At 58.8% G+C, this 15,766-nt stretch carries 12 protein-coding genes; 4 read left to right on the plus strand and 8 right to left on the minus strand.

Annotated elements, in window-relative coordinates; all coding sequences use genetic code 11:
• Positions 1 to 4: 4 nt before the first annotated feature.
• Positions 5 to 838, minus strand: a complete 834-nt coding sequence (gene dapB / locus TX72_RS04030; protein ID WP_011127684.1) for a 4-hydroxy-tetrahydrodipicolinate reductase — start codon at positions 836 to 838, stop codon at positions 5 to 7.
• 116 nt (positions 839 to 954) lie between these two features.
• On the opposite strand from dapB, the gene TX72_RS04035 reads away from it, so the two are divergent.
• On the plus strand, positions 955 to 4,965 hold the full coding sequence (locus TX72_RS04035; protein ID WP_011127685.1) for a magnesium chelatase subunit H: 4,011 nt from the start codon (positions 955 to 957) through the stop codon (positions 4,963 to 4,965).
• A gap of 10 nt (positions 4,966 to 4,975) precedes the next feature.
• Here the strand turns inward: TX72_RS04035 and TX72_RS04040 are convergent, their stop codons facing one another.
• Genes TX72_RS04040 through TX72_RS04055 form a run of 4 tightly spaced genes read right to left on the minus strand, consistent with a single transcriptional unit; the run spans position 4,976 to position 7,779 of the window.
• Positions 4,976 to 5,953, minus strand: coding sequence for a GlcNAc-transferase family protein (locus tag TX72_RS04040; protein WP_011127686.1), 978 nt, complete (start codon positions 5,951 to 5,953; stop codon positions 4,976 to 4,978).
• Positions 5,950 to 6,858 (minus strand): dihydropteroate synthase, encoded by a 909-nt coding sequence (gene folP / locus TX72_RS04045; RefSeq protein WP_011127687.1) that lies wholly within the window; start codon positions 6,856 to 6,858, stop codon positions 5,950 to 5,952. Before folP ends, TX72_RS04040 begins: the two co-directional genes overlap by 4 nt.
• Complete coding sequence (gene tpiA, locus TX72_RS04050) at positions 6,776 to 7,507, minus strand: triose-phosphate isomerase (RefSeq protein ID WP_011127688.1); 732 nt, start codon at positions 7,505 to 7,507, stop codon at positions 6,776 to 6,778. The genes folP and tpiA overlap by 83 nt, the downstream gene beginning before the upstream one ends.
• Positions 7,508 to 7,539: 32 nt before the next feature.
• Positions 7,540 to 7,779 carry an RNA-binding S4 domain-containing protein gene (locus tag TX72_RS04055; protein WP_011127689.1) on the minus strand — a complete coding sequence of 80 codons (240 nt, stop codon included), beginning with the start codon at positions 7,777 to 7,779 and terminating at the stop codon, positions 7,540 to 7,542.
• Between TX72_RS04055 and TX72_RS04060 the strand changes: the two genes are divergently transcribed.
• Genes TX72_RS04060 through TX72_RS04070 form a run of 3 tightly spaced genes read left to right on the plus strand, consistent with a single transcriptional unit; the run spans position 7,778 to position 10,226 of the window.
• Entirely contained in the window at positions 7,778 to 9,523 is a 1,746-nt protein-coding gene (locus TX72_RS04060; RefSeq protein WP_042503196.1) for an ABC transporter ATP-binding protein, read from the plus strand. The genes TX72_RS04055 and TX72_RS04060 overlap by 2 nt on opposite strands.
• A complete protein-coding gene (locus tag TX72_RS04065) occupies positions 9,520 to 9,957 on the plus strand; it encodes a hypothetical protein (protein ID WP_011127691.1) in 438 nt (145 codons plus the stop codon). The genes TX72_RS04060 and TX72_RS04065 overlap by 4 nt, the downstream gene beginning before the upstream one ends.
• A 32-nt stretch (positions 9,958 to 9,989) precedes the next feature.
• Positions 9,990 to 10,226 (plus strand): DUF6447 family protein, encoded by a 237-nt coding sequence (locus TX72_RS04070; protein WP_148228852.1) that lies wholly within the window; start codon positions 9,990 to 9,992, stop codon positions 10,224 to 10,226.
• Between the two features lie 42 nt (positions 10,227 to 10,268).
• Here the strand turns inward: TX72_RS04070 and TX72_RS04075 are convergent, their stop codons facing one another.
• The 3 genes from TX72_RS04075 to carB are packed head-to-tail and all read right to left on the minus strand — an operon-like array spanning position 10,269 to position 15,698.
• Positions 10,269 to 11,621 carry an alanine/glycine:cation symporter family protein gene (locus TX72_RS04075; protein WP_011127693.1) on the minus strand — a complete coding sequence of 451 codons (1,353 nt, stop codon included), beginning with the start codon at positions 11,619 to 11,621 and terminating at the stop codon, positions 10,269 to 10,271.
• A 56-nt stretch (positions 11,622 to 11,677) separates the two neighbouring features.
• Positions 11,678 to 12,343, minus strand: coding sequence for a DUF3386 domain-containing protein (locus tag TX72_RS04080; protein ID WP_011127694.1), 666 nt, complete (start codon positions 12,341 to 12,343; stop codon positions 11,678 to 11,680).
• Positions 12,344 to 12,374: 31 nt separating this feature from the next.
• Entirely contained in the window at positions 12,375 to 15,698 is a 3,324-nt protein-coding gene (gene carB, locus TX72_RS04085) for a carbamoyl-phosphate synthase large subunit (protein WP_011127695.1), read from the minus strand.
• Positions 15,699 to 15,766 lie beyond the last annotated feature (68 nt).

Genomic DNA, 15,766 nt, shown 5'->3' on the forward strand with positions numbered 1-15,766 from the left:
GCGTTCAGATCAGCCGTTCAAGGCCGTAGACCAACGTTTGCAGTGAACGCACCTTGCGCACGGTGAGAAGGACACCCGGCATATAGGCGGAACGATCAATCGTGTCGTGGCGCAGCGTGTAAGTCTCGCCCGGTGCACCGAACATCACTTCCTGATGGGCCACTAGGCCCGGTAAGCGCAGGGAATGGAGCCGAAGCCCGCTCTCACGACGACCACCTCGGGAGCCTGCCAGCGATTCATGCTCATCCACTTCGGCAGGGTTGAAGCTCTTGCCGAGCTCCTCCATCAGTTCGGCGGTTTTGATGCAGGTGCCACTGGGGGCATCCGCCTTGCAGTTGTGATGCAGTTCGGTGAGCTCAGCGTGGTCGTAAAAGCGTGCTGCTGCTGCAGCGGCCTGCTGCAACAGGACCATGCCGACGGAAAAATTTGGAATCACGGCGCCTCCGATGGAGGCCTTGGCAGCGAACTGACAAAGATCACTTAATTGCTCCGGGGAGAGCCCTGTGGTGCCAATCACTGGATGTACGCCGTAGGCGATTGCTGCCCGGGTGTGCTCATAGACGACCGACGGATGGGTGAAATCCACCAGCACCGCCCCGGCTTCCGCATCCCGCACCGACTGGCTCACGGCGCAGAGGCAGCCTTCGAAATCGGCTGTCACCGCAACCTCCAGCTCGCCCAGTCCCAGTTCAAGGCCGATGTCACTCCCCTCTTTGCCGGGGGTGTTGTCGATGGCCCCCACCAGCATGCAATCCGCAGATCCCACCACTGCCTTGATCACTTCGGCACCCATGCGACCAAGGGCACCGGCCACCACGACGGGTATGGATGGGGTCATCGACGTGCTGCGTGTCCCCAAAGCCTATGGGGCGACTCGTGTAACTCCCGATCGCGAATCTTCGCGTCCAAGCGGCGACTCGCCGTAAGGTTCTTCACATTGCTCAAGACGCGCAGATGTTCACACAGGTCCGCTCCGCCGATCGCCGCGTTGCTCCTGTAGAGGGACAGAGCCACAAGTCCGTGATGAAGGCGGTTTATGTGGTGCTTGAGCCCCAGTACCAGAACGCGCTGACTCAGGCGGCAACAGCTCTCAATGCGTCCGGCAGTGAACTTGGAATCGAGCTGAGCGGCTATTTGATCGAAGAGCTCCGTGACGAGGAGAACTACGCCGGTTTCTGTGAGGACGTGGCACAGGCGGATGTGTTCGTCGCCTCGTTGATCTTCATCGAAGATCTGGCACAGAAGGTGGTGGATGCCGTTGCACCCCATCGCGACCGGCTCAAAGCGGCAGTTGTGTTCCCCTCCATGCCGGAGGTGATGCGTCTGAACAAGCTCGGCAGCTTTTCCATGGCTCAGTTGGGCCAGAGCAAGAGCGCGATCGCCGGTTTCATGAAAAAGCGGAAGGAGGCCGGTGGTGCTGGTTTCCAGGACGCCATGCTCAAGCTTCTGAACACGCTTCCGACTGTTCTCAAGTACCTGCCGGTTGAGAAGGCGCAGGATGCCCGCAGTTTCATGCTCAGCTTCCAGTACTGGCTCGGGGGAACGCCAGACAACCTGAAGAACTTCCTGCTGATGCTGGCGGACAAGTACGTCTTCCCTCCTGCAGAAGGCGAGGAGCGTCCAGCGATGGAGGTTGCCGAGCCTGAAGTGTTCCCGGATCTGGGGATCTGGCACCCCTTGGCTCCCATGATGTTTGAGGACCTCAAGGAGTACCTCAACTGGACCGCCAGCCGCACCGATCTCTCCGAAGAAGCCCGCAAAGGTCCGGTGATCGGTTTAGTGCTGCAGCGCAGCCACATCGTCACCGGTGATGACGCCCATTACGTGGCCACAATTCAGGAGCTGGAATTCCGCGGTGCCCGCGTGATTCCGATCTTCTGCGGCGGCCTGGACTTCTCCAAGCCCGTCAACGCCTTCTTCTACGACCCGCTCAACCCTGAGCAGCCTCTGGTGGATGGCATCGTTTCCCTGACGGGCTTTGCACTGGTGGGTGGCCCGGCCCGACAGGATCATCCCAAGGCGATCGAGTCGCTGAAGAAGCTCAACCGCCCTTACATGGTGGCTTTGCCTCTTGTCTTTCAGACCACCCAGGAATGGGAAGACAGCGACCTGGGTCTGCACCCAGTTCAGGTTGCACTTCAGATCGCCATCCCTGAGCTCGATGGTGCGATCGAACCCATCGTGCTCTCAGGCCGTGATGACGCCACAGGTAAGGCACACACCCTGCAGGACCGAGTGGATGCCATCGCAGAGCGCGCCATCCGCTGGTCGTCCCTGCGGATCAAGCCCCGCATCGACAAGAAGCTGGCGATCACCGTGTTCAGCTTCCCGCCGGACAAAGGCAATGTCGGCACAGCGGCTTACCTCGATGTTTTCGGCTCCATCCATCGGGTGATGGAGGAGATGAAGGCCAAGGGCTACGACGTTCAAGGTCTGCCCTCCACACCAAGAGCTTTGCTCGAGGCTGTCATCAACGACGCCGATGCCATGCAGGGAGCCCCCGAGCTCTCGATCGCACACCGTATGAGCGTGGAGGAGTACGAGCGCCTGACGCCTTACTCCGAACGACTGGAAGAGAACTGGGGCAAGCCCCCCGGCAACCTCAACAGCGATGGCCAGAACCTGCTGGTGTTTGGTCGCCATTTCGGCAACGTCTTTGTTGGCGTTCAACCCACCTTCGGCTACGAAGGCGACCCAATGCGCCTGCTCTATTCCCGTAGTGCAAGCCCCCACCACGGTTTTGCCGCTTACTACACCTATTTGCAGAAGATCTGGAAGGCTGACGCGGTGCTGCACTTCGGCACTCACGGCTCCCTCGAGTTCATGCCCGGTAAGCAGATGGGGATGAGCGAAACCTGCTATCCCGATTCACTGATCGGTGCACTGCCCAACCTCTATTACTACGCCGCCAACAACCCCTCCGAGGCCACCATTGCCAAGCGGCGTGGTTATGCCTCAACCATCAGCTACCTCACCCCTCCGGCCGAAAACGCAGGCCTCTATCGAGGTTTGAAGGAACTGGGTGAGCTGGTGGGCTCCTACCAGCAGCTGCGCGAAGGTGGCCGCGGCATTCAGATTGTCAACACGATCATCGAGACGGCACGTCAGTGCAATCTCGATAAGGACGTCGATCTTCCTGAGGATGATGCTTCGACCCTTGAACTAGACGGACGTGATGCCCTGGTGGGTGCCGTTTACCGCCAGTTGATGGAGATCGAAAGTCGACTGCTTCCTTGCGGTCTGCACACCATCGGCAAACCACCAACAGCTGAAGAAGCTGTTGCCACCCTTGTGAACATCGCTGCTCTTGAGCGCGAAGAAGATGGCCTGCGCTCACTTCCCGGCCTGTTGGCTGAGGCCATGGGTCGTTCCATTGAAGACATCTACAAAGGCAATGACTACGGTGTGCTCGCCGATGTGGAGCTGAACCGCACGATCACGGAGACATCCAGGGCCGCCATCGGCGCCATGGTTCGCTCCCTGACCGGCCTTGATGGTCGCGTCAGCATGCGAAACAGCTTCGGTTGGTTCTACGACCTGCTGGCGAAGTTCGGACTCAAGCTCCCTTCTCCCTGGCTGCGGGCCTGTTGCGGGGCTGGTTTTGTCCAGATTGATGCCACTGAACTCGACAAACTGTTTGCCTATCTGCGCTTCTGTTTGGAGCAGGTGTGTGCCGATATGGAAATGGAGAGTCTGCTCAAGGCTCTTGACGGTGACTACATCCTCCCGGGGCCCGGTGGTGATCCGATCCGTAATCCTGGCGTCCTGCCCAGCGGCAAGAACATTCACGCCCTGGACCCCCAGGCCATTCCGACCAGGGCTGCTGTCGCCGCAGCGAAGAGTGTTGTTGACAAGTTGATTGAGCGTCAGCGCGAGGAGCAGGGCACCTGGCCCGAAACGATTGCCTGCGTGCTCTGGGGCACGGACAACATCAAGACTTACGGCGAATCCCTGGCTCAGATCCTTTGGTTCGTCGGTGTCAAGCCGATGCCTGATTCCGTGGGTCGGGTGAACAAGCTTGAGCTGATTCCCCTGGAAGAGCTGGGTCGCCCCCGGGTGGATGTGGTGGTGAACTGCTCCGGTGTATTCCGTGATCTGTTCATCAACCAGATGGCTTTGATTGATCAGGCCGTGAAAATGGCGGCCGAGGCGGATGAGCCCCTCGAGCTGAATTTCGTGCGCAAGCACGCTCTGGAGCAGGCAGAGAAAGAGGGCACCTCCCTTCGGGATGCCGCCTGCCGCGTGTTCTCCAATGCCAGCGGCAGCTACAGCTCCAACGTGAACCTGGCGGTGGAGAACAGCACCTGGGAGGAAGAGGGCGAGCTTCAGGAGATGTATCTCTCCCGCAAGACCTTTGCCTTCAATGCTGATAACCCTGGTGAGATGAACCAGAAGCGTGAGGTGTTCGAGAACGTGATGAAGACGGCGGATGTCACCTTCCAGAACCTCGACTCCGCGGAGATCTCCCTCACGGATGTCAGTCACTACTTTGACTCCGACCCCACCAAACTGATCGCCGGCCTGCGGGATGACGGCAAAGCTCCCACCAGCTACATCGCTGACACCACGACGGCCAACGCGCAGGTTCGTTCGCTGAGTGAAACGATTCGCCTGGATTCACGCACCAAGTTGCTGAATCCCAAGTGGTACGAGGGCATGCTCGACTCTGGTTATGAAGGTGTGCGTGAAGTGGCAAAGCGCCTCAACTTCACCCTTGGCTGGAGTGCCACCAGTGGTGCCGTGGACAACTTCGTGTACGAGGAAGCCAATGACACCTTCATCAATGATCCGGAGATGCGCAAACGCCTCCTGGAACTGAATCCCAACAGCTTCCGTCAGATCGTTGGAACTCTGCTGGAGGTTCATGGCCGTGGCTATTGGGAGACGTCCGATGAGAACATCGAACAACTCCAGGAGCTGTACCAAGAGGTTGAGGATCGCATTGAAGGCGTCGTTACTGACTGATCTCTCTGCTTCAGTTGGCTGGAAATCGGCCAGCTGAAGCATCCTGATTGATGGTTTGGGATTGAAATGAAATCCCTGCCATTCGTTCGTAGTCGCTGAGACGACGACTTGTTCCAAGTCCATAATCATCCAAACTTTCGATGTCCTCCGGGGTTGGGTTTAGATTGGCAGGAGCAATCGATAGGCTGCCCAACAGCTTGTGAACCCGAACCAGTGATCGTCGGTTCAGTTGAAACCAGTCTTGGTGATCGCTCCAGTGAGTGGCAGATGTATCGCCATCTCCACTAGAACTTTTGTATAAGTGAAACAGCAGCAATCGATTTGGGCAGTAGAGATTGTATCCGTGGGTCCACAGTCTGGCCGACATGGAGATTTCTTCGCCGTAGAAATAGAGTTCCGGGTCATAGGGAACATTCTCAACAATTTCTCCGGGGCCGAACAGAAACCCACCGGCCACAAACGCATTCGGCAGTGGTTTCTCGGGTTGTTGTTCCGGCATTCGATATCGGCTGATGCCTTGAAATTTGAGGATGCCGTAGTTGTCAAAGGCCTTGGCCGCCATCACCGGCAAGGTGCTGGTCTGCAGTTGGCATGGTTGCTGGAAGCCATTGGGATACACGCTCAAGACAGCTTCTGTGTCGTTGCAATCCCTCCACGTTTGCAACAAGAAATCATCCCAGTCCTGGACAGCACGCATGTGGCTGTCAATCTGCAGCAGAAAGTCCTCACCGTTGTAGAACCCTTGAGCCTGGCTGCGTGCCCAGCAAGCACCACGACTGTCTGCTGCGGCAACATCCTTGATCTGCAGATGGGCGTGATCAGGGAAGGATTGCTCGCCCCAGCTCAGGGGATCTGATGCATCCAATTGCAGGCAAATGCCGAATTTCAGTCGCTCGGGATAAGCGGCCTGCTCGAGCAGATTGTTGAGTGTTGCGGCGAGATCCGGGTCTCGATAAGCAGCGATCTGAACGAAGATTGTGCTGGTCACCAGAGGGCTGACGCCATTCGCAAAGTCTGCGCGATCGGACCAACGTCGTGAACCCTCACCAGTGCAACACCGGCCTGGGCGCAACGACAGGCCACCGCCGCTGTTCCCCATAGGCGCGCCTTAGGTCTGGGTTCATCCAATACCGCTCCGATGAATCGTTTGCGTGACGGTCCAATGAGAAGTGGTCTGGGTCCACAGGTGAGCTGCTCAAGATCCTTCAGCAATTTCAGATTCTGCTCATGGGTTTTGGCGAAGCCGAGGCCGGGATCCCAGATGATCTGATCCTCCCTGACCCCAGCGGTGACCGCCGAATCCGTCCGTTCCAGGAGTCCACTCTTCACCTCCTGAATCAGATCGCTGTAGTCGGTGAGGTCGTCCATCGTTTGACTGTTGCCGCGGCTGTGCATCAGCACCACCGGGCAGCCGGCATCGGCCACCACCCGCAGCAGCTCTGGATCCCTCCGGCCTCCGCTCACATCGTTGATCCAGCTGGCGCCGGCTTCCAGCGCTGCCGTCGCCACGGGTGCCAGGAAGGTGTCCACCGAGATCACCACCTCAGGCCATTGCTTGCGCACGGCGGCAAGCACCGGCAGCAAGCGTCGGCATTCCTCCTCAGCACCCACCTCTATGGCACCGGGACGAGTGCTCTGGGCCCCGAGATCCAGGACATCAGCCCCTTGTTGCAATTGCCGTTTCGCTTCCTGGACTGCCGCCTCAACCTTGATGAAACGACCGCCATCACTGAAGGAGTCTGGTGTGATGTTGATCACCCCCATCACGGCGGTGCGTTGCAGCCAGCCTTCAGGCCAGTGGTGACTCACATCAAATGGCCTGGTAGTTGGCAATCCGGGCGAAACTGTCGGGTTTGAGCGATGCACCACCGACCAAGACGCCGTCGATATCACTCATGGCCATGAGTTCATCGATGTTGGTGGGCTTCACGGATCCGCCGTACTGAATGATCAGATCGGTGGCTCCCACCCAGCTTCGGATCAGTCCGCAGATCCTGTTGGCTTCGGCTGCTTCGCAGGTTTTACCCGTGCCGATGGCCCAGATCGGTTCATAGGCCACAACAAGTTTGTTGGCGTCCAACCCTTCAAGTCCCTGCTCGATCTGTCGGCGGATCACCCGCTCCGCTTCACCCCGTTCGCGCTGCTCATCACTTTCTCCAACACAGACGATGGGGATCAACCCCTTGGCCTGGGAGCAGCGGGCCCTGTGGTTGATCTGCTCATCACTTTCGCTGAAGTATTTGCGGGGCTCGCTGTGCCCAACGATTGTGTATGCAACGCCGTGCTCTAACAGCATCTCGGCCGAAATTTCGGCTGTGAATGCACCATGGTCCTGCCAATGGACGTTCTGACTGGCGAGTCCCACAACGGAGTGTTCAGCTGCTGCCGCCATGGTGGAGAGCGCAGTGAAGGGCGGAGCCAGGACGATCTCGCGGTCCTGGGGGGCACGTTCAATTTGCGGAAGGAATGCTGCCATGTAATCCCTGGCCTGGGCACAGGTCATGTGCATCTTCCAGTTGCCAGCAATCACCGGTCTACGCACGCCTTCAATCCTTGACTGATCTGCGGGCCAACTTACGGCGTAGACGAAGAATCCTGTTCAACCACGGACTCCTCGTTGTCGAGCACAACGTGATCCCCTGCCACGAGCTGCCGGCCACGACGGGTCTCCACCGCACCGTTGACCCGGACGTCTCCCATCTGGATCCGCTGTTTGGCTTCTCCGCCGGTGAAGACCCAGCCCTTCCACTTGAGGTACTGATCCAGCTTCATCTGCAGGAAACGAACAACAAGGCATTGATACTGTGCCGCCATGCTCAACGCATCCAAGGCCGGCTTCCGGCGCCTCCTTCCGCTGTTGCGACCACACCTCCGTCAGCTGATGACGGGTGGTCTGTGCATGGTGGTTTATGTCGGCAGCTTTCCAGTTTTGGTCAGTCTGGCGGGAGAGTTGTTCCCTGCGCTCGGCTCAAAGGACCTCAGCCGCGTCCTGCAGTTGATTGCCCAGGCAGTGCTGATCTTTGCTGTTCAAAAGCTGGCTCAGTTCGGCCAGGACTCGCTGCTGGCGGAGCCAGCGTTGCTCGTGAGTCAGCGTCTGCGCAGAGAACTGTTCAGCACTCTTCAACGTGTTGAGCTCGGTGCTTTGGAAAAGCTCTCAGCGGGCGATCTGACCTACCGCTTAACAGAGGATGCTGATCGCGTCAGTGAGGTGCTCTACAAGACGATCCACGACACCGTCCCCAGCGTGCTGCAACTCCTGGTGGTGCTGGGGACCATGCTCTGGCTTGACTGGAAGCTCACCATTGCCATCCTTTTGCTGGCGCCGGTGATCGTTTGGTTGATCAGCCTTTTCGGTGCGCAGGTGATGCGGGCTACCGAGCGGAGTCAGAAAAAGGTAAGCGAGCTGGCAGGGCTTCTCGGTGAGGCGATCGAGGGCTTGCCTCTGGTGCGAGCCTTTGCGGCGGAACCCTGGTTGCAGGATCGCTTCGAACAGGAAATCTCCCAGCACCGTCAAGCTCGTCAGCGCACCTACTTGCTGGTGGCTTTGCAGCACCCTGTGGTGGGGATCATTGAGGTGATCGGTTTATTTGCTGTTCTTGGGCTAGCTGCCTGGAGGATTGAAAGCGGAGATCTGACGATCCCCGGTCTCAGCAGCTATCTCACCGGTTTGATCGTGCTGATCGATCCAATCGCTCATGTCACGAACAACTTCAATGAGTTTCAGCAGGGCCAGGCCTCTTTGCGGCGCTTGCGCGAAATTGAGCAGGAGCCACTTGAGCCCAGCGATCCGGCTGACTCCGTATCGCTTGGGGACGTAAAAGGCGCCCTAAGCCTTGAGTCACTGAGTTTCCACTACGTTAAGGGTCAGACTGTTCTTGATCGTCTAGACCTTCAGGTGCCGGCTGGTTCAGTGCTGGCGGTTGTGGGGCCTTCCGGTGCTGGTAAAAGCACCCTGTTCTCCTTGCTGTTGCGTTTCAACACTGCACAACAGGGAAGTATTTTGCTTGATGGTGTTGACATCAGCTCCATGCGATCCCGGGAGCTGCGTCAACGGGTGGCTCTGGTTCCCCAGCGAACAACTGTTTTCTCCGGATCGATCGCTGAAGCCATTCGCTTTGGACGTCGTGCCACCCATGAACAGATGGTCAGTGCTGCCCGGCTGGCCAACGCCGATGATTTTATTCAGGCGCTTCCTGATGGCTACAACACGAAGTTGGAGGAGCGTGGAAGCAATCTCTCCGGAGGCCAGCTGCAGCGCATTGCGATTGCCCGAGCGGTCCTGGGCGATCCTGCAATCTTGCTCCTGGATGAAGCAACAAGTGCACTGGATGCTGAGGCGGAGGCGGCTGTGCAACTAGGCCTCAATCGGGCCATGGCGGATCGCACGGTGATTGTGATTGCCCATCGCCTTGCCACGGTTCAGGAGGCTGACAAGATCGTTGTCCTGGAGCATGGGCGGATCGTCGAGTTGGGATCCCATGCAGAGCTCATGAACGCCTATGGCCGTTATCGTGATCTTTGTGAACGCCAAATCATTCGCGGAGTTGAGGTCACTTGACAGAATCCGTCCCTGATCAAAAAATCTCGAAGTCCTCAAATGATGGGGAGAAGATGTCCATAGTTCGTCAGTGGGAATACAAGGTTATTCATATCAATATGAATTCAGTTAAACAGGCGGATCTCCCGAAGCAGGCGAATCCAGAGGTGGCAAGCAAGAAGTTGCAAGGGTCATTAAGTCCGGACTTTATTCGGAAAGAGTTTCCTGGGATGTACAAAAACCCCGGACAACCGCAACAACCGCGCCATCCAGCGGAGCAGCTCCAGGATTTTTTGAATGCCATGGGTCGCGAAGCGTGGGAGCTCTTTGAGATCAGTGAAGTAGGCCCTCTGCAGATGTTTTTCTTCAAGCGTCCAAAGCCGCCGAAACCCCCAGTTAATTCTGAGGAGAACAAGCAGAACCAATCAAGTGACGAGGGCGAAAATCAGGGCTAGCCTTGCTGCGCGGATCCAACACTTCAGCGGTTATGAGCAGCTCAGTCCAAAACGACAGCCCTGTCCTGACGTTCGAGGGTAAGCGTTATGACCTGAACACCCTTCCCGATGAACTCAAGGAGCTAGTGCGTGGAATGCAGGTCGCTGACGCTCAGTTGCGTATGCACGAAGACACACTCAAGGTTCTGGCAGTTGGTCGCCAAAGTCTTGCTATGCAGCTCAATGAAAAACTCGAGGACGTAACTCCTCTCCCAGAGGGTGAAGGTTGATCGACCTTCGGTTTAAAAATGCAGATACCAGTAACTACCGCTTCAACGATCGAAGCGGTAGTTACTGGTTAGTTTGATGACTGTTCCTGAAAGCAACAGCAGAGCTACCAAATTCGGCAACGCCATCAGGCCGTTCAGGGTGTCGGCGATTGACCACACCACGCCGCGATCGCCAGCAACGGCTCCAATTACCACGACGGCAACCCAGACAAGACGAAAGGGCAATACGGCTTGTTCGCCGAACAGGAATGTCGTGCAACGTTCTCCATAGAAACTCCATCCAAGGATGGTGGTGAAAGCAAACACCACCAGTCCAACCGTCACGACAGTTCCACTGCCAGGCAAGCCTGCGTTGAAAGCAGCGATGGAGAGATCAGCGCCGCTGAGTCGTTCTCCCGCTCCATTCATTAGTTCATGGGCCTTGGTGGTGATGATCACCAAGGCGGTCATTGTGCAGATGATCAGGGTGTCAATGAAGGTGCCGAGCATGGCCACGGTTCCCTGCCGCACCGGATCGGTGGTTTTGGCTGCAGCATGAGCCATCGGTGCGCTTCCCAGGCCCGCTTCATTGGAGAAGATCCCGCGCTTGAAACCCATCAGAATGACCTGACCAAGGGCTCCACCGACGGCAGCCTCTCCGGTGAATGCATTGCCGACGATCGTGGAGAAGGCTTCAGGCACGGCGCCAGCATTCAGCAGCAGTACGAGAAGACAGGCCCCGACATACAGAACGGACATCAGGGGAACGATGGCGGAAGCGGCCTGGGCGATGCGCTGGATCCCCCCGATGACAACGGCAAACACCATGGCCCCCAGCGCAATGCCGGTCACCAACTTGGGCACGCCGATCAGGCTCAGCGCCGAAGACACTTCAAAGGCCTGGACACCATTGCCGATGCCGAAGCCAGCCAACATGCCGAACAGGGCAAACAGCACAGCCATCCAGGCCCAGCGGCTGCCAAGGCCGTTGAGGATGTAATACATCGGGCCACCAACATGTTGTCCGTTGGCATCGGTGGTGCGGAAGCGAACCGCCAGCACCGCTTCGGCGTATTTGGTGGCGATACCGAACAGGGCGATGATCCACATCCAGAACACCGCACCGGGGCCACCAACGGCGATGGCACCCGCCACACCGGCGATGTTGCCTGTGCCAATCGTTGCCGAAAGGGAGGTCATCAGCGCCTGAAACGGTGTGATCTCCCCGTCCGTTTCCTGATGAGCAGGGCGCAACATCATCGCGATGCCGTAGCCCAGCCGTCGCAACGGCATCAGCCGCAGGCCGAACATCAGAACCATGCCAGTCAGGGCAATCAGACTGACGGTGGGCCAACCCCACACCAGACCGTTGATCGGATCGTTGATGGCCCGGATCGCTGTTTCGAGACCACCCATCCCTTAACCCACGGTTGTCGAGATGGTGTCACAGCTGATCAGCTGCGGCAATCCAATCAAAGGGCTTGCAGATCGTCGAAGCGGAATGTCTGGGATCCAGCTGCTGTCTCGCCATGGGCTTCGGTGTCGATAACGCGCTCTGTCAACACCCACGGACCATCTCCGGAGAGAGGGGTGAAGGTGTCCTTGAAGCTGCTGCGTCCACCCTTCGCCTCACCCGTGGCCGGGTCGGCGTATTGGCTGGTGTACGTGTGGCTGAGATAGCCGGTGCTGGTGTTGGTGACCTCGGTCGTGAAGATCGTCACGACCGTTCCGTGAATATGACGATGCACCATGGTCACGACGTCATCCTTGATGCGGTAGCGGTCTCCTTCGCCTTTGCCACTGACCAGCACCTCGGTTCCAACGGCATCGGTATCGCCAGCGGTGAACTGGTTCTCGCCATGGGTCTGTTCGAAGCTGCGGCGGACGCGGTGGATGGCCACCTCCCAGAGCTGGGACTGAACCGCTTTCAAAACATCTGCATCGTCGATGCCCTCCACCTTGGTTTTAAGGTCTGCGCCCACTTCAAAGCGGCCTTCAACCTGTTGTTCCCCTTGCTGCCAGATGCAGCGGCCGCGGTAGCCGGAAAAGCCAGGATCCCAGGTGTAACGGTTTTCGTAGGCACGCCGGAACTGATCGCGAAGATCGCTGCCGGGTTTGACGGGGGCGGAGGCGGTCACGGCGGTGGTTCTGCTGCTGCAACCCTACCGATCACCGCCGGGTGCCATGGACGTCCTGCAGAGCATTGATGCTGAGGGTGGGCTGGCTCTGAAGTGTGGCGATGGCCTCCACCGCAGCGCGGGCACCAGCCAGGGTGGTGACAGTGGGAACGGCATAGTCCAGGGCTGCCCGGCGCAGGTACTTGTCGTCATGGGCAGCCTGGCGGCCGATGGGGGTGTTAATCACCAGCTGCACCTGATTGGACCGGATCATGTCCTCGATGTTGGGGCGACCCTCATGCACCTTCAGCACAGCGTTCACCGTCAGCCCCGCCTTGGTCAGAACATCAGCGGTGCCTGAGGTGGCGATCAGATCGAAGCCCAATTTGGCAAGTCGTTCGGCCACAGGAACCAGAGCGGGCTTGTCACGGTTATGGGTCGACAGGAACACCGTGCCGGTGGTGGGGAGTGCTTCGCCGGCGCCCAGTTCAGCCTTGGCGTAGGCCATCCCGAAACTGTCGGCAGACCCCATCACCTCACCGGTGGAGCGCATTTCCGGGCCTAGCACCGTGTCTGCACCTGGGAAGCGTCTGAACGGCAGCACGGCTTCCTTGATCGTTTGCAGTGGTGGTTGAGGTTCTGTCGTCAATCCCACCTGTTGCAGCGTTTCGCCAGCCATCAGACGGGTCGCGATGCGAGCCAGGGGCTGACCGGTGGCCTTGGCCACGAACGGCACCGTGCGGGACGCCCGCGGATTGGCCTCGATGATGTAAACGACTTCCTCACCCTCGGCGTTCCGTTGAACGGCGAACTGGAGGTTGATCAGCCCCTGCACCTTCAACGCGAGGGCCAGGCCGCGGCTCCACTCACGGATCGTGCCGAGGGCTCCCTCTCCAAGAGAGACGGCGGGAAGGCAGCAGGCGGAATCACCGGAATGGATGCCCGCCGGTTCGATGTGTTCCATCAGGCCGCCGATGACCACGTTGCCTTCGTGGTCGCAGAGCGCATCGACGTCCACCTCAACCGCATTTTCCAGGTACTGGTCGATCAGCACCGGATGGTCGGGTTCCACCTGAACCGCCTCCAGCATGTAGCGATTCAGCTCCTGTTCGTCGAAGACCACCTCCATGGCGCGACCACCCAGCACATAGGACGGGCGGACCACCACCGGATAGCCCACGCGGGTCGCCACATCCCGGGCTTCCGTCTCACTGCGGGCCAGGCCATGCCGGGGCTGGCGAATCTCCAGTTGGCTCAGGATCGCTTCGAACTGCTCGCGATCTTCAGCACGGTCGATCGACTCCGGAGACGTGCCCCAGATCTGGGTCCCTGTGGCGCGACCTTCCTCGGAGTTGAGCCAGTTCAGCAGGGGAATCGCCAGTTTCAATGGGGTCTGCCCCCCGAACTGGACCACCACGCCGTCCGGTTGCTCGACCTCGATCACATTGAGGACATCCTCGAGGGTGAGGGGTTCGAAATAAAGGCTGTCGCTGGTGTCGTAGTCCGTCGAGACGGTCTCCGGGTTGCTGTTCACCATCACCGATGTGATGCCTGCGTCCTGAGCGGCGAAGGAGGCATGGCAGCAGCAGTAGTCGAATTCGATCCCCTGGCCAATTCGGTTGGGCCCGCCCCCAAGGATCATCACCTTGCGCCCGCTGCTGCTATTACTCACTTCGCTGGCTGGGGACAGCGTTGTGAGGCTTCCGTCGCTGTTCAGCTGTTGGATCGAGCGCTCGTAGGTCGAGTAGTGATATGGCGTGGTGGATGCGAATTCAGCCGCACAGGTGTCAACGGTCTTGAACACGGCTCGGATCCCGTGGTCATGGCGATGACGCCGCACACTCAATTCATCGCTATCGGTCTGCCAGGCGATCTGGCGATCCGAAAAGCCGAGTTGCTTGAGTTCGAGCAACTTCGGAGCGGAAAGGTCGCCCAGCTGCCGACCGCGCAACAGCTGTTGCTCAGCGTCGACGATGCTTCGCAGCTTGGCCAGGAACCAGGGATCAATGCTGCTGATCCGGTGAATCTCAGCATCGCTACGGCCACGCAGCATGGCGCTGCGGACGCAGAGAATCCGCTCCGGTGACGGGGTGCGCAGCAGGCGATCGATATCGGCTTCACTGAGCTCCGGTTCCGGTCTGTCCCCACCCCATCCGGAATAACCGGTTTCCAGGGAACGCATCGCTTTCTGGAAGGATTCCTCGAAGCTGCGGCCGATGGCCATCGCTTCTCCCACCGACTTCATCGATGTGGTGAGCACCGCCGGGCTGCCCCTGAATTTTTCAAAAGCGAACCGTGGAATCTTGGTGACCACGTAATCAATGGTGGGCTCAAAACAGGCCGGTGTCTTACCGGTGATGTCGTTGAGGATCTCGTCAAGCGTGAAGCCGATGGCCAACCGAGCGGCGATTTTGGCGATCGGGAATCCGGTGGCTTTGCTGGCCAAGGCCGAGGACCGGCTCACCCTTGGATTCATTTCGATCACCACCACATCGCCGTTGTCGGGGTTGATGGCGAACTGGATGTTGCTGCCTCCGGTGGCAACGCCGATTTCGCGGATGATCGCGATCGATTGGTCCCGCAGTCGCTGGTACTCCCGATCCGTCAGCGTCTGTGCCGGAGCCACCGTGATGGAGTCGCCCGTATGGACGCCCATCGGATCCAGGTTTTCGATGCTGCAGAGGATCACGACGTTGTCCGCCTGATCGCGCATCACCTCGAGTTCAAATTCCTTCCAACCCAGCAAGGACTGTTCGATCAGGATCTGGGAGACCGGACTGGCTTCCAGACCGCTTTTGCAGATGGCGGCGTACTCCTCAGGGTTGTATGCGATCCCTCCTCCACTACCCCCCAGGGTGAAGGCCGGTCGGATGATTCTCGGGAAGCTGCCGATGGCGGCTCCCACAGCTTCAGCTTCTTCCAGGGTGGAGGCGATGCCGGATGGGCAGACCTGCACTCCGATGCGTTCCATCGCCTGCTTGAACAGCAGACGGTCCTCCGCCTTCTGGATGGCCTGGAGATCGGCTCCGATCAGCTCAACCCCGTAACGCTCCAGGGTGCCGTTTTCCGCCAGGGTGACGGCAAGGTTCAGAGCGGTCTGCCCGCCCATGGTTGGCAGCAGTGCATCCGGACGCTCCCGTTCGATCACACGGGTGACGACATCAGGCGTCAGTGGTTCGATGTAGGTCCGATCCGCCATCTCCGGATCGGTCATGATTGAAGCCGGATTGGAGTTCACGAGGATCACCTCGTACCCCTCAGACCGCAATGCTTTGCAGGCCTGGGTTCCGGAATAGTCGAATTCACAGGCTTGTCCGATCACGATCGGACCGGAGCCCAGCAGAAGGATGCGCCGCAGATCGGTCCTCCGAGGCATGGGCAGTCGCTTCAGGCCAAACCTTGACAGCCTCTCACGCGGGTGCTGTGGGCCCTGGCCTCGCTACG

Origin of the sequence: Parasynechococcus marenigrum WH 8102, from assembly GCF_000195975.1 — a bacterium.
Lineage (GTDB): Bacteria > Cyanobacteriota > Cyanobacteriia > PCC-6307 > Cyanobiaceae > Parasynechococcus > Parasynechococcus marisnigri.